The sequence below is a fragment of the Rhizobium glycinendophyticum genome (assembly GCF_006443685.1).
GTDB lineage: Bacteria > Pseudomonadota > Alphaproteobacteria > Rhizobiales > Rhizobiaceae > Allorhizobium > Allorhizobium glycinendophyticum.
In genome coordinates, this window is the sequence record NZ_VFYP01000001.1 from 602,899 (window position 1) to 615,973 (window position 13,075).

The 13,075-nt window shown below is 58.5% G+C and carries 14 protein-coding genes; all 14 read left to right on the forward strand.

Going from position 1 to position 13,075, the window contains the following annotated elements; genetic code table 11:
- Window positions 1-3: 3 nt before the first annotated feature.
- The 14 genes from motC (at window position 4) to FJQ55_RS03020 (ending at window position 13,072) form a co-directional block, all read left to right on the forward strand.
- Window positions 4-1,344, forward strand: a complete 1,341-nt coding sequence (gene motC, locus FJQ55_RS02955) for a chemotaxis protein MotC (protein ID WP_140826219.1) — start codon at window positions 4-6, stop codon at window positions 1,342-1,344.
- 49 nt (window positions 1,345-1,393) lie between these two features.
- Window positions 1,394-2,764 carry a flagellar hook-length control protein FliK gene (gene fliK / locus FJQ55_RS02960; protein ID WP_161596937.1) on the forward strand — a complete coding sequence of 457 codons (1,371 nt, stop codon included), beginning with the start codon at window positions 1,394-1,396 and terminating at the stop codon, window positions 2,762-2,764.
- Window positions 2,688-3,269: a transglycosylase SLT domain-containing protein gene (locus FJQ55_RS02965; protein WP_140826221.1), complete on the forward strand. Its 582-nt coding sequence runs from the start codon at window positions 2,688-2,690 to the stop codon at window positions 3,267-3,269. Before fliK ends, FJQ55_RS02965 begins: the two co-directional genes overlap by 77 nt.
- Window positions 3,270-3,549: 280 nt before the next feature.
- On the forward strand, window positions 3,550-4,221 hold the full coding sequence (rem, locus tag FJQ55_RS02970; RefSeq protein ID WP_062276380.1) for a transcriptional activator Rem: 672 nt from the start codon (window positions 3,550-3,552) through the stop codon (window positions 4,219-4,221).
- 129 nt (window positions 4,222-4,350) lie between these two features.
- Window positions 4,351-5,556: a flagellar hook protein FlgE gene (locus tag FJQ55_RS02975; protein WP_140826222.1), complete on the forward strand. Its 1,206-nt coding sequence runs from the start codon at window positions 4,351-4,353 to the stop codon at window positions 5,554-5,556.
- A 21-nt stretch (window positions 5,557-5,577) separates the two neighbouring features.
- On the forward strand, window positions 5,578-7,032 hold the full coding sequence (gene flgK / locus FJQ55_RS02980) for a flagellar hook-associated protein FlgK (protein WP_140826223.1): 1,455 nt from the start codon (window positions 5,578-5,580) through the stop codon (window positions 7,030-7,032).
- 6 nt (window positions 7,033-7,038) lie between these two features.
- Window positions 7,039-8,103: a flagellar hook-associated family protein gene (locus FJQ55_RS02985; protein WP_140826224.1), complete on the forward strand. Its 1,065-nt coding sequence runs from the start codon at window positions 7,039-7,041 to the stop codon at window positions 8,101-8,103.
- Between the two features lie 36 nt (window positions 8,104-8,139).
- Window positions 8,140-8,487, forward strand: a complete 348-nt coding sequence (gene flaF, locus FJQ55_RS02990; protein ID WP_140826225.1) for a flagellar biosynthesis regulator FlaF — start codon at window positions 8,140-8,142, stop codon at window positions 8,485-8,487.
- A complete protein-coding gene (flbT, locus tag FJQ55_RS02995; RefSeq protein WP_140826226.1) occupies window positions 8,484-8,933 on the forward strand; it encodes a flagellar biosynthesis repressor FlbT in 450 nt (149 codons plus the stop codon). The genes flaF and flbT overlap by 4 nt, the downstream gene beginning before the upstream one ends.
- On the forward strand, window positions 8,924-9,379 hold the full coding sequence (gene flgD, locus FJQ55_RS03000) for a flagellar hook assembly protein FlgD (RefSeq protein ID WP_140826227.1): 456 nt from the start codon (window positions 8,924-8,926) through the stop codon (window positions 9,377-9,379). The genes flbT and flgD overlap by 10 nt, the downstream gene beginning before the upstream one ends.
- A 60-nt stretch (window positions 9,380-9,439) precedes the next feature.
- Window positions 9,440-9,706: a flagellar biosynthesis protein FliQ gene (fliQ, locus tag FJQ55_RS03005; RefSeq protein WP_140826228.1), complete on the forward strand. Its 267-nt coding sequence runs from the start codon at window positions 9,440-9,442 to the stop codon at window positions 9,704-9,706.
- Window positions 9,707-9,813: 107 nt separating this feature from the next.
- Window positions 9,814-11,901 carry a flagellar biosynthesis protein FlhA gene (gene flhA / locus FJQ55_RS03010; RefSeq protein ID WP_140826229.1) on the forward strand — a complete coding sequence of 696 codons (2,088 nt, stop codon included), beginning with the start codon at window positions 9,814-9,816 and terminating at the stop codon, window positions 11,899-11,901.
- Entirely contained in the window at window positions 11,898-12,647 is a 750-nt protein-coding gene (gene fliR / locus FJQ55_RS03015) for a flagellar biosynthetic protein FliR (protein WP_140826230.1), read from the forward strand. The genes flhA and fliR overlap by 4 nt, the downstream gene beginning before the upstream one ends.
- A gap of 14 nt (window positions 12,648-12,661) precedes the next feature.
- Window positions 12,662-13,072 carry a hypothetical protein gene (locus FJQ55_RS03020; protein ID WP_140826231.1) on the forward strand — a complete coding sequence of 137 codons (411 nt, stop codon included), beginning with the start codon at window positions 12,662-12,664 and terminating at the stop codon, window positions 13,070-13,072.
- Window positions 13,073-13,075 lie beyond the last annotated feature (3 nt).

Below are 13,075 nucleotides of genomic sequence, written 5' to 3' on the forward strand. Positions count from 1 at the left end.
TTCATGGCAATCCGGCGGTTCTCCCTCTCTCTGCTCGCTTGTGCTGCGGCCGTCCTTAGCGGCGGCCTGTCGGCTCGTGCGCAGAGTGTGGATGACACCATCGAGCCCTATCGAATGCTGCGCTCGCTGCAATTCGTTCAGGACACCGTCGTGCGCGGCGACCATTCTGCCGCCGAAATGCAGCGTTTCATGTTGGGCGCCATCGACCAGCGGCTGAGGACCGCTGATCCTTCCGTGTTCGAAGATCCGCGCAACGTCGATGCAGCCTTGATCTATGCGATGAGCGGCGGCAATCCCGCTACGCTGGAATTCCTGGTTGCCCGCGATGTCGACGGCAACTTCGACAACCGAATAGCCGATGCCCTGCGCAAATATCTGAGCGGCAAGGGCACGCTGATCGCAAAAACACTCGGTGAAATGGTCACCGAATACAAGAATGAGGATATTGCACCGTATCTGGCTCTGGTTGCCGGCAATGTGACCATCGCCAAGGATCCGGTCGGTTCGCTCAAATTCTATGACTGGGCTCGACTGACGGCGCCCGGAACGATCGTAGAGGAGGCGGCGCTGCGCCGCTCGCTCGCCGTTGCCGTCGATGCGAAAATCGTCGACAAGGCATCCGGCTACGCCAATCGTTATGCTCGCCGCTTTCTCTATTCTCCCTATGCCAGTCAGTTTGCTGATCTGTTCGTGCGTTTCGTCGTCGAGCATTATGACGTCCTGAAGCCGGAAGAGATCGAGGCGACTCTGGGCTATATGGATGCTGATCGCCGCCGCGAAGTCTATCTTCGCATTGCGCGCCAGGCAGCAATCGCCGGCCGCCGCGACCTGGCGGTGATGGCGGCAGATCAGGCGAAGGCGCTGTCGGGTACCGGCGCAGAAAACGATGCACTCGCCAAACTTTATGGCAGCCTAGCCGGGGTTCCGACCGAGAATGTAGACGACGCCATGGCAGTGCTGATGCAGATCCCTGAGGCCGCATTGTCGCCGAAAGATCGTGCGCTGCGTCAAGCGGCCGAAGCTGTCGCCAAGGAAGTGCTGCGCAAACCGCAAGCTGCGGTTCCGCCACCTGAAGGCACGCTTGCCGACCCTGGTGCCAGTTCTGGTCCTGATGCTGGTCTCGCTGCGGCCGAAACCGATCCGGAACTCCAGGATCCCCTGGCTGCACCGCCCCCGACCGCGGCAGATGTTGCGGGCACGGTGGATACACCGGCTGCGACGGTGCAACCCGCCGCTGCTGGCGCAGAGCCCCCCGATATCGACCCCGAACTGCGAACCTTTGTCGATGCCGGTCGCTCCAAATTGGATGCGATCGATGATCTTCTCAAGAAAGAGGGCCCCTGACATGATGGATGCACTATCGGCACCCCCGGCACCCACACCCGGTCCGGTGTTGCAGCAAGGCGGCTCCGCTGCCAGCGCAGATCAGACCCAGGACGGCAGCTTTTCGAAGGTCCTGTCCGACTCGGGCAATCATCGGGAGAAGGATGCGAGCCTGCGCGAGGATGGTAGCGAAGCCGAATCGGCGGAGGAACAGGGCAACACACCGGTGACGCATGCAAAGCGCCCGGTGATCGATATTTCCTCGACACAGATTCCGAGCCAGGATGAACTCCCGGTCGAGCTCGCGAATATGTCGACCGACGATCTTGCTCAGCTTTTGGCCGCCGCGCGTTCAAAGGCGAACAGCGCGAAGCCCGGGGCCGAAACGACGACCAACACGACCGCCACCGCCGAGACCACGACGAAGTCGGAGCTGGCAAAGGCTCTGGGCGGATTTCGGGAAAAGAAGATGGTCACTGACGAACAGCCGGCGACGGCTGCGGTTTCAGGTGATGAAACAGCGGCAGACGAAAACAAGGGTGCTGACCTAACAGATGTCTTGCGGCTGCTCGCGGGGACGACTCCTGGAGAAGTGAAGCTTGAGGATGAGGCGGGAGACAGCAAGGAGACGCTGAAGCCCGTGGCCGATCACAAGACCCACGCGGCATTGTCTGACGCTCTGGCAGCGACCACCGGTACCGCGTCGGACCTATCTCAAGGAGCGGATGAACAGTCAGAGACTTCTGACCGCACGTTTCGTGTCGTGAGGGCAGACGGCAAGGGCGAGCCGATGATCTTGCAGAGCGATGCTACGGCTGGCGTGGAAGACTCGGGCGAGACCGCTACAGTCGACACAGTCACCGTCCTTGATGCGCGCAGGTTTATCGCACCGGCCTCGACCACGAATGGTGCTTCGATCACCGCCGCTATGCTCGGTGATAGCGAATGGGTGAGCGCTATGACGCCCGGATCGGAGCTCGCCAACGCAGCGACCCAGTCCAGCCAGGGCAAGGTCGTCAATACGCTGAAGCTCCAGATGAGCCCGATCGAACTCGGCAGCGTGACCGCGACACTGCGGCTGTCCGGTGAGGAGTTGAGTGTGCAACTGACCGTAGACAATCCTGCGGCACTACGCCAGCTCTCGAACGACTCCAGCGACATTCTGAAGTCGTTGCGTGCTCAGGGACTTACCGTTGATCATGTGCAGGTCAACATGCAGGTGGCGTCGACAGATCGCAGCGCCGATGCCGGACAGAATAATCTGGCGAGCCAGCAACAAGGGCAGCAGACGTTCCAATCCGGCGGGCAGGCGAGTGATGGTCGTGGCAGGGGCGAGAGTGCCAGCAACAATGCGAGGACAAGCGATGAGCGCGTGGTGCAGCCGACTGAACTTCTGTCTGGCGACACTCGCAGCGCTCGCCCTGATCAGCTTTACATCTGAGGCGGTGGCAAGCGTCGGCACCTGTGAACGGCAGATCAGTGCTGCGGCGGCAAAATACGGGATCCCTGAAGGTATCCTCTATTCCGTTGGTCTGACGGAAACGGGGCGCAAAGGGAGCCTGCAGCCATACGCGCTCAACGTGGAGGGAAAGGCCTATTACTACGAGGGCCTTGACGAGGCGCTCGATGCCTTCCAAAAGGCGCGAGACGGCGGTGCCAAGCTCATCGACGTCGGTTGCATGCAGATCAACCAATACTTCCACGGAGAGCATTTCACCTCCGTCCAGGCTATGTTTGACCCGCAGCGGAACGTGGAGTATGCAGCCAGCTTCCTGAGCAATCTGCATCAGCGCCATGAAACCTGGACAATGGCCGTGGCCCGGTATCACGCCGGACCAAATAACGACCCCGCCCAGAAGCGCTACGTCTGCCGTGTGATCGCCAATTTGGTGGCCACAGGCTATGGAAATTGGACTCCTCCCGCGCGACAATTTTGCGGTGAATAGCAACCAAAAATTGATTGACAGGCGCACCAGTGGCGATTTGCAGATTGTGGCAAGACTGCGTCGAAATTGGCTGTTGCAAGAGCTTGCGCGAAGCTTGCGTTAACTTTTCCACTAAAAAATAGTGTGGGTATCTGTCTTGGCCTACTAGATATAGGTCAAATCGGCACCAAATCCTTAATCAATTATTAATATCTGTCATTAAGTTTACCTAGTTGTCCCTGAATCGCACGATTCGTACCCATTGCGTATCGAAACACCACACTGATTCGGAGGCGGCTGAATGATCGTCGTGGTTGATGAGCGCGAGCTCGTGAAAGACGGATACACATCTCTATTTGGGCGCGAGGGGATTCCTTCGACGGGATTCGACCCAAGAGAGTTCGGGGAATGGGTCAATACGGCGGCCGATTCCGACATTGCAGCAGTCGAGGCGTTCCTCATCGGGCAGGGCGAAGCGATGCTGGAACTGCCGCGGGCAATCCGCGACAGGACCCAGGCGCCGGTGATCGCGGTCAGCGATCAACCCTCGCTCGAGGCGACCCTCGCGCTCTTCGACTGCGGCGTCGATGACGTTGTGCGCAAGCCGGTTCATCCCCGGGAAATCCTGGCACGGGCTGCGGCCATCCGCCGTCGCTTGCGGGCGATTACGAACTTTACGGAGATCGGCCCGATCAAGGTTTTCTCTGACGGACGTGATCCCGAAATCGCCGGCGACGTCTTCCCGCTGCCGCGCCGCGAGCGCCGCATCCTGGAATACCTAGTCGCAAACCGTGGGCGTCGTGTTTCCAAGACCCAGATTTTCAACGCGATCTACGGCATCTTCGACGAAGAGGTCGAAGAGAACGTCGTCGAAAGCCATATCTCGAAGCTTCGCAAGAAGCTTCGCAAGAAGCTCGGTTTCGATCCGGTCGATTCCAAGCGCTTCCTCGGCTACTGCATCGATTGGAGCTGATCCGGCGCCCAAGCCGGGTCCCACTGCGGCGGCTCTTGAACGATTTCCATCGAGAGCCGCAAAGCCAGACAGCTTCACGCAAGGCCCACCTCATACGCTTCCAATTGACTACAGAATGGGGATTTTAATATGAGCCTTTACGGAACCATGCGGACGGGCGTTTCCGGCATGAGTGCACAGGCAAATCGCTTGAGCACTGTCGCCGACAACATCGCCAATTCCAGCACTGTCGGCTACAAAAAGTCGTCGACGCAGTTTTCATCAATGATTTTGCCGAGCACCAATGGCGCTTACAACTCGGGCGGCGTCGAAACGGATGTTCGTTACTCGATCTCGACCCAGGGTACCTTCAGCTACACCACGTCAGAGACCGATCTCGCGATTAATGGCGATGGTTTCTTCATCGTCACCGGCGACGATGGCGTGAACTATCTGACCCGCGCAGGCTCCTTCGTACTGCAGGACGACGGGACACTGAAGAATGCTGCCGGCTACACGCTGCAGGGTTACGAATACGATTCCACGGCCGATCCGACCATCGTCGTCAACGGCTTTGATGGTCTTCAGGATGTCGATCTCTCTGGCTCGGGTATCTCGGCTGTCGCATCGACGACTGGCACGCTGAACGTGAACCTGCCGAATGGCGAGGATGTCGGGTTCGAACAGACCACATCGTTGAAGGTCTTCGATAGCCAAGGTTCGAGCCGCCTGATCGAGTTCACCTACACGAAAGTCGCCGACAACGAGTGGTCGGTCACAGCCACGGGTCCTGGCACGCCGACAACAGTGCTTGCGACGACGACGCTTGAATTCGACGCCGACGGCCAGCTCATTACCCCGGCGAGCGGTGAAGTCACTCTGGATGGCTTTACCATAGACGGCGCCGAAGTGCCGGACATCGCGCTCACGATCGGCGACACCACCCAACTCGCTTCGGACTTCTCGGTCGAGGAAGGCGAGGTCAACGGCAACGCTGCGTCTAAGGTCAAGGGCTACGAAATCGACGAAACGGGCGTTGTTTCGATCGCTTACGAAAACGGCGATCTGGTTCCGAAGTTCCGCGTTGCGCTGGCCAGCGTACAGAGCCCAGACAACCTGAACCCGGTTGCCGGGAACCTTTACACCCAGTCGAACGACTCCGGTGTCATCGTCATGGGGTACGCCGGTTCCAGTGGTTTCGGTTCGATCCTTTCCGGCGCCCTTGAAGACTCCAACGTGGATGTCGCAGAGGAACTGACTGCCATGATCGAATCTCAGCGGAATTACACCGCAAACTCCAAGGTCTTCCAGACGGGTTCCGAATTGATGGAAACCCTGGTCAACCTGAAGAGATAATCGAAAGAGTAGGTTAGTCGTATGTCGCTTGCATCGTCGCTCAACACGGCCAATTCGATCTTCCGGAACACGTCTCAGCAGACATCGGTGTTGTCCACCAACATCGCCAATGATGGGAATGAGAACTATGTTCGTCGGCAGTCGGTGGTCGTGCAGACGGTGTATGGTGCATCGACAACCCAAAACGAGCGGTCGCAGCACATGGCGCTGCTGCGGCAACTCTCGTCCTCGACATCGCAGGAGAGCGCCCAGTCCACTCTGCTTGAGGGGCTGACATCGCTCTCGGATGCGCTCGGCGGCAATGACTACGAACTGTCGACGTCAAGCTACCTCGCCAATCTCCAGAGCAGCCTGCAGTCTTTCGCAGCGGCGCCTGGCGAATATGCCCTTGCATCGACCGTTGTCACCGACGCCATCGACGTCGCCAATTCGTTGAACAACGCAACTGCGGCCGTCCAGAACGTTCGTCAGGATGCCGATGCGCAGATCTTCCAGCAGGTAGACTCGCTCAATAAGCTTCTGGAAGAGTTCAAGACGGTCAACGACACGGTCGTGCGCATGACCGCGACGGGCGATGACGCCAGCAACTACCTCGATCGTCGTGATACACTTCTCAAGGACATCTCCAGCATCGTCGGCGTCAGCGTCAACATGCGCGATAACAGCGACATGGTGCTCTACACGTCCGATGGGACGACCCTGTTCGAAACGGATCCGCGTGAGGTCACGTTCGACCGGACTTACACTTACGATGCCACGGTCACCGGCAATCCGATCTACATCGACGGAACCCCCGTTCGTGCAGGCGTCGGCGGAAACACGGATGGTGAAGGATCGCTGGCAGCACTGGTCCAGCTGCGCGACGAGGTCGCTCCCACCTTCCAGACACAGCTGGATGAAGTGGCGCGCGGTCTGATTGAAGCGTTCGCCGAAACCGACGCTGGCGGGACGAACGAACTGCCCGGCCTGTTTACCTGGCCGACGGGCACGGTGCCGACGACGGGCACCGTCCAGCCAGGACTTGCAGCCCTCATCAAGGTCAATGATGCCGTACGCTCCGATGCTGGCGGTGACCCGATGCTGGTACGCGACGGTGGCATCAATGGCGCCGGCTATGTCAAGAACACTGACAACGCCTCAGGTTATACTGACCTCATCAACGCTTATGTCGACGCGCTCTCCGCCGAACGGTCCTTCTCCGCCGATGCGGATCTGAAGACCACGGCCAGTGTCTTGTCCTTCGCCAGCAACTCGATCGGCTGGCTTGAAGAACTGCGCTCCAATGCCACCACGGCAGATGAAAACAAGACGGCGCTCTATGAGCGAACCTTCCAGACATACTCCTCGAAGACGGCTGTCAGCCTGGACGAGGAACTATCGCTGCTGCTCGATGTAGAGCAGTCTTACAAGGCCGCAGCCAAGCTCGTGAGCACAGTTGACGAGATGCTGAAGGCTGTTCTCGAAATGGCGGGGTAACCCCAAATGTCGACGTCCAGCGTATCCAATCTCTCTACCCAGACTTCAATGCGTCTGACCATTCGGCAGGCCCAGAATGAATTGCTCAAGGCGCAGCAGGAAGTCAGTACGGGCTCTTATGCCGATGTCGGGGCCGAACTCGGCAGCAAGACATCGACCGTCGTTGATCTCAACCGCGAAAGTCTGCGGCTGAACTCGATGATCAGCAACAATTCGATCGCCACCCAGCGGTTGTCGGCTTCGCAGGAGGCTCTCAATCAGATTGCGACTGCGGCCGAGGACATGAATACCGCGCTGATCACCATTTCGGGGGCGTCCAACAGCGACACGATCAATACCACCGTGATGACGGTCAAAAATTCGCTGTCGACGATGGTCAGCATGGCGAACCAGTCGGCAAACGGCGAATTCCTCTTCGCCGGGATCAACACCGACGTCCAGCCGCTGGCGGAGTATACAGACACCTCGGATGCCAAAGCCGCATTCGATGCAGCTTTCACCGGATATTTCGGTTTCGCGCCGACGGATACTGCAAGCACCGCGACGATCGTTGCCAAGGGCACGGCGCCAAGCATGGAAGATTTCATCACCTCGACGCTTGAGCCCATGTATTCCGGCACCGACTGGAACACCGATTGGTCAGGTGCCACCGATGCCGTGATGACGAGCCGGATCACGCAGTCCGAAACGGTCAACACCTCTGCCTCGGCGAATGAAGACGGCTTCCGCTACTTCGCACTGGCGTCGGTGATCACGCAGGAACTGCTGCAGATTGGCGCACCGGCGGATGCCGTGTCCACTGCCGTCGATGCGGCGATCGGCTATACCGGCAAAGCCATCACCGGCATCAACTCCACCCGATCGGAACTCGGCCTGTCCCAGAACCGCATCGAGAAGGCGGACACCTCGCTGCAGATCCAGGTCGACATTATCGAGACCAGTCTCGCGAGCAAAACGGAAGTCGATGCATACGAAGCTTCGACGCGCGTTAACTCTTTGCTGTCCATGGTGGAGACATCTTACACACTGACCTCGAAGATCCAGGCGCTGAGCCTTGTCAACTACCTTTGATGAGCAAAGGGTGAAATGAAACTGAAGGGCAACTGAATGTACCAGTTCTCATACGCCGAAATCATGGAAGATGGCGTTGCCGACGCGAAAGAGCGCGAACGCCAAGCCCTTGATCGTTGTATCCAGCTTCTGAGCGCCGCCCGCGATAAGAGCGGTTACGGCCGCGAGGCGATCGAAGCACTCTACTACACCCGCCGCGTTTGGGTCCGCTTGGTTGAGGATCTGCAGAACCCAGAGAATCAACTGGCCGATGACCTTCGCGCCAATCTGATTTCCATAGCCATTTGGATCTTGAAAGAGTGCGACCGGATTCGGAAGCGCCAGTCCATGAATTTCCAGGGCATCATCGACGTGACAACCATCATCAGGGATGGACTTAAATGAAGAGCACTTTGCGCATCTCGCTCAAGTCGGGCGAACGTATTTTTATCAACGGAGCGGTTTTGCGCGTCGACCGGAAGGTTGCTCTCGAGTTCCTCAACGATGTGACCTTCCTTTTGGAAAATCACGTCCTTCAGCCTGAGCAGGCCACGACGCCGCTGCGCCAATTGTATTTCATTGCGCAGATGATGCTGATCAATCCCGAGGGTAAGGACCAGTCGCTGGCCATGTTCCGCAAGTCGGTGATCATGCTGCTGACCTGCTTCGAAAACGAAGAAATCCTCGCCGAGCTGAAGCGTATCGATGGCATGGTCTCGTCGGGCCGCGCCTTTGACGCCCTGAAGGCAATCCGTTCGCTCTACCCGATCGAGGACACGATCCTCAACAATCAGGAAATGGCGCCGGCCACGATCGAACAGATTCGTAAGGAGATCGCACCATGGCGGTAGATGCAGTCAGCAGCACGACGTCCACGACGTCGACGTCGACCTCGTCGAGCAGCACGGCCGCGGCGGCTTCGGCCAGCGCCACATTGGACTATGACAATTTCCTGCAGTTGCTCATCACCCAGATGAAGAACCAGGATCCGACCGATCCGATGGACGCCAGCGAGCAGATCGCGCAGTTGGCCACGTTCTCGCAGGTCGAGCAGACAATTAAGACGAACTCGAATTTGGAAACGCTGATCACCGGCAATGCTTTGACCAACGCGTCGAACTACATTGGCCAGACCATCACGAGCGCCGATGAGAGCATGACGGGTGTCATCGAGTCTGTCCGCGTTTATTCCGATACGATGGTTGCCACCACGACTGACGGTGATGAAATCCCGATCGTCGTCGGTGTTCGCGTCGGCACCCCCACGACCACGACGACTACCGAGACGACCGAATAGGAACATGCTAGGCCTTTCGGAGTGGAAGGGCATGATTCGCCACTCCGGAAGGAAACACCGATGAACGAAGCTGATGCGCTCGACATCATGCAAGCGGCGATCTGGACCATTCTGGTCGCCTCAGGGCCGGCCGTTGCAGCCGGTATGATCGTGGGTATTCTCATCGCCCTCATTCAGGCGCTGACGCAGGTGCAGGAAATGACCCTCACCTTCGTGCCGAAAATTCTTGCCATCATGATCACCATCGGCATCTCCGCCCCCTTTGTCGGCGGGCAGATCTCGCTCTTTGCCAATCTCGTCTTTTCGAGAGTGCAATCGGGATTCTGACCAAGACGACCTGCCACCTTCGCGCAAGCTTCAGCCTCTATGCCTGATCTGCAGACTGCCAGAGGCATGACACTCTGGTCGACTTCTCATGAAGAGATGGAACAGACATGGCGCAACCACCTGCACTTGTGATCCCGAAAGTCAGCCCCAGCGGGCGTGATATCGGCTTTGCCTTCGGCATCGTCCTCATCCTGTGCATTCTTTTCCTGCCCATCCCGCCGTTCCTGATCGACCTCGGTCTGGCCTTCTCGATTGCCTTTTCGGTTTTGATCCTGATGGTCTCGCTGTGGATCCAGCGGCCTCTCGATTTCTCGTCATTCCCCACGATCTTGCTGATCGCGACCATGGTCCGCTTGTCGTTGAACATCGCGACGACGCGTGTGATCCTGTCCCACGGGCATGAGGGACATGGCGCGGCCGGCGGCGTCATCGCCGGCTTCTCCAGCCTCGTCATGGGCGGTGATTTCGTCATCGGTCTGATCGTCTTCATGATCCTGATCACGGTCAATTTCATCGTCATCACCAAGGGTGCGACGCGTATCGCGGAAGTCGGCGCGCGCTTCACCCTTGATGCCATCCCCGGCAAGCAGATGTCGATCGACGCCGACCTGTCGGCCGGCATCATTGATGAGCGCGAAGCCCAGCATCGTCGCCGCGAACTTGAGCAGGAAAGCTCCTTCTTCGGGGCCATGGACGGTGCGTCCAAATTCGTCCGTGGCGACGCGATCGCCGGCCTGATCATCACGGCGATCAACGTCTTCGGCGGCATCATCATCGGCTATTTCCGTCACGGCATGGAAATCGGCCAGGCAGCGGACGTTTTCGTCAAGCTTTCGGTTGGTGACGGTATCGTCTCCCAGGTTCCGGCCCTGATCGTCTCGCTGGCTGCCGGCCTTCTAGTGTCGCGCGGCGGCACCCCCGGCTCGACCGACCAGGCTGTCGTCAACCAGCTGAGCGGCTATCCGCGTGCGCTGTCAGTTGCTGCCGTGCTGATGTGCGCGCTCGCCCTTGTCCCGGGACTTCCGCTGATCCCCTTCATGACGCTTGGCGGCCTGATGGCCTTCGGCGCATGGTTCATCCCGCGCCAGGTCGAAGCCGAAAACAAGCTGAAGCGCGATCAGGAAGAAAAGAAGGTTATGCAGAGCAAGGAGGCCGAGAAGGACTCCGTCAAGTCCGTGCTGAAGACAGCTGAGATCGAGCTTGCGCTTGGCAAGCTCGTTTCGACGCGCCTTCTGGGAGCGCATCAGGAGCTGGCCTTCCGTGTCGGCAAGATGCGCAAGAAGTTCGCCAGCCAGTACGGCTTCGTCGTGCCGGAAATCAAGGTCACGGATGACATCGGGATTCCGGAAAAATCCTATCAGATACGTATCCATGGCACGACGATCGCATCCAACAATCTGCGCGTGGGCGAGGTTCTCGTCGTCACCGGATCCGGCCGTAAACCGAAGGTGCCCGGCGACGAGATCCGCGAACCCGCTTTCGGCATGCCGGCTGTCTCGGTACTGGAAACCTTCACCGAAGAGCTGAAACGCGAAGGCTTCCACCCGATCGACAACGTCTCGGTCGTCCTCACCCATGTGAGCGAGGTCATCCGCAACAACTTGCCGCAGCTTCTATCCTACAAGGATGTGAAGATTCTCATCGATCGACTAGATCCTGAATACAAGAAACTGGCCGACGAGATCTGCTCGTCGCATATGTCCTACTCAGGTCTGCAGGCGGTGTTGAAGCTGCTGCTTGCGGAGCGCGTCTCGATCCGCAACCTGCATCTGATCCTCGAAGCGGTGGCCGAACTCGCACCGCATGTGCGCAAGACCGAGCAGATCGTCGAACACGTACGCGTCCGCATGGCGCAGCAGCTTTGCGGTGACCTGACCGACAATGGCGTGCTGCGCGTCCTGCGCCTGGGGTCGAAGTGGGACCTGGTCTTCCACCAGGCACTGAAGCGCGATGCCAAGGGTGAAATTGTCGAATTCGACATCGACCCCCGCAATCTCGAAGAATTCTCCGAGCAGGCGAGCCGCGTTATCCGTGAATTCATGGACCGGGGCCTGCCCTTCGTTCTTGTAACCTCGCCGGAAACGCGCTCCTATGTGCGCATGATTATCGAGCGACTCTTTGCGACTTTGCCGGTCCTCTCCCATGTCGAATTGGCCAAGGGCATCGAGATCAAGATCCTGGGTTCCATTTCATGATATCCGACCCGCAGGGGACTGTTCTGGTGCTGTTTGCGGTCTTCTGCCGCATCGGCGCCTGCTTCATGACCCTGCCGGGATTTTCCTCAGCCCGCATTTCCGCCACGACCCGGCTGTTCCTTGCGATGGCAGTCTCTATGGCAATGGCGCCGCTCCTGTTCGACAGCATCTATCCCCGCGTGGCCGGCGGCGGTGCCCCCCTCATTCCGGTCCTGATGGCTGAGCTCATGATCGGCCTGATGTATGGTCTGGTGCCGCGTTTCTATGTGCTCGGACTGCAGTTCGCCGGAACGTCCATCTCGATGGCGATTGGCCTCAGTTCTCCCGGCTCCGGTGACGTTCTCGAAGACACGAGCGAAACCCAGCTGACCAATCTTCTCAGCTTTTCCGGCCTGCTCGTCCTGTTCTTGCTGGACTTCCACCATATCGTCTTCAAGGCGCTGATGGAGTCCTACACGGTCATGCCGCTGGGCGGCATGCCGGACAGCCAGAAGATGCTGATCACGCTCACCGATACCCTGTCCCAGACCTTCATGCTGATGCTGCGTCTGGCCAGTCCCTTCCTGATCTTCGGCTTGATGTTCAACGTCGCCGTTGGCCTCGTAAACAAACTCGCGCCACAGGTGCCGATCTTCTACATCTCGACGCCCTATCTTCTGATCGGTGGCCTGATCCTGGTCTATTTCACCATTGCCGCATTGGTCATGCAGTTCGGACGTTATTTCCCGATGATCTTCAACTTTTAAGGACGCGCAGTTCTATGGCGCCCCAGAAGAAATCAGACAAATTGAAGCGCCTCGTCGCCGTCCAGAGGCACATGGAACGTATGGCCGAAAGCGATCTCGGGATCACGGCCCAGCGCATAGAAGAGAACGCTCGGTCTATGGACATGGTGATGGAGGCCATCGGCTCTCTCGATCCCGTTCACCGCCTCTTTGCGCAGAACTATGCCGACCGGTTTGATCGGCTGTCCAACACCGACAAACAGCTTCACGGCCTGCAGCAGGTGCAGGAAATGAAGCTGCTGCGCGAGCGCGCCAAGGGCGACCGGCTTGAAGAGAACCGCAAGGATGCTCGCGCCCTTGAAGAACGGGCCGCTGATGATGACGCGATTTATGATCTGATCGATATCCGCTTTGCCACACCAGCCTCCGACAAGCTTGGGGAGTGATAG

Coding starts and splice junctions, on each gene's coding strand:
- flaF (WP_140826225.1), top strand. CDS start 8,140: ATGTACCAGTTCTCATACGCCGAAATCATGGAAGATGGCGTTGCCGAC.
- FJQ55_RS03020 (WP_140826231.1), top strand. CDS start 12,662: ATGGCGCCCCAGAAGAAATCAGACAAATTGAAGCGCCTCGTCGCCGTC.
- motC (WP_140826219.1), top strand. CDS start 4: ATGGCAATCCGGCGGTTCTCCCTCTCTCTGCTCGCTTGTGCTGCGGCC.
- fliR (WP_140826230.1), top strand. CDS start 11,898: ATGATATCCGACCCGCAGGGGACTGTTCTGGTGCTGTTTGCGGTCTTC.
- rem (WP_062276380.1), top strand. CDS start 3,550: ATGATCGTCGTGGTTGATGAGCGCGAGCTCGTGAAAGACGGATACACA.
- flgK (WP_140826223.1), top strand. CDS start 5,578: ATGTCGCTTGCATCGTCGCTCAACACGGCCAATTCGATCTTCCGGAAC.
- flgD (WP_140826227.1), top strand. CDS start 8,924: ATGGCGGTAGATGCAGTCAGCAGCACGACGTCCACGACGTCGACGTCG.
- fliQ (WP_140826228.1), top strand. CDS start 9,440: ATGAACGAAGCTGATGCGCTCGACATCATGCAAGCGGCGATCTGGACC.
- FJQ55_RS02975 (WP_140826222.1), top strand. CDS start 4,351: ATGAGCCTTTACGGAACCATGCGGACGGGCGTTTCCGGCATGAGTGCA.
- flhA (WP_140826229.1), top strand. CDS start 9,814: ATGGCGCAACCACCTGCACTTGTGATCCCGAAAGTCAGCCCCAGCGGG.
- FJQ55_RS02965 (WP_140826221.1), top strand. CDS start 2,688: ATGAGCGCGTGGTGCAGCCGACTGAACTTCTGTCTGGCGACACTCGCA.
- flbT (WP_140826226.1), top strand. CDS start 8,484: ATGAAGAGCACTTTGCGCATCTCGCTCAAGTCGGGCGAACGTATTTTT.
- FJQ55_RS02985 (WP_140826224.1), top strand. CDS start 7,039: ATGTCGACGTCCAGCGTATCCAATCTCTCTACCCAGACTTCAATGCGT.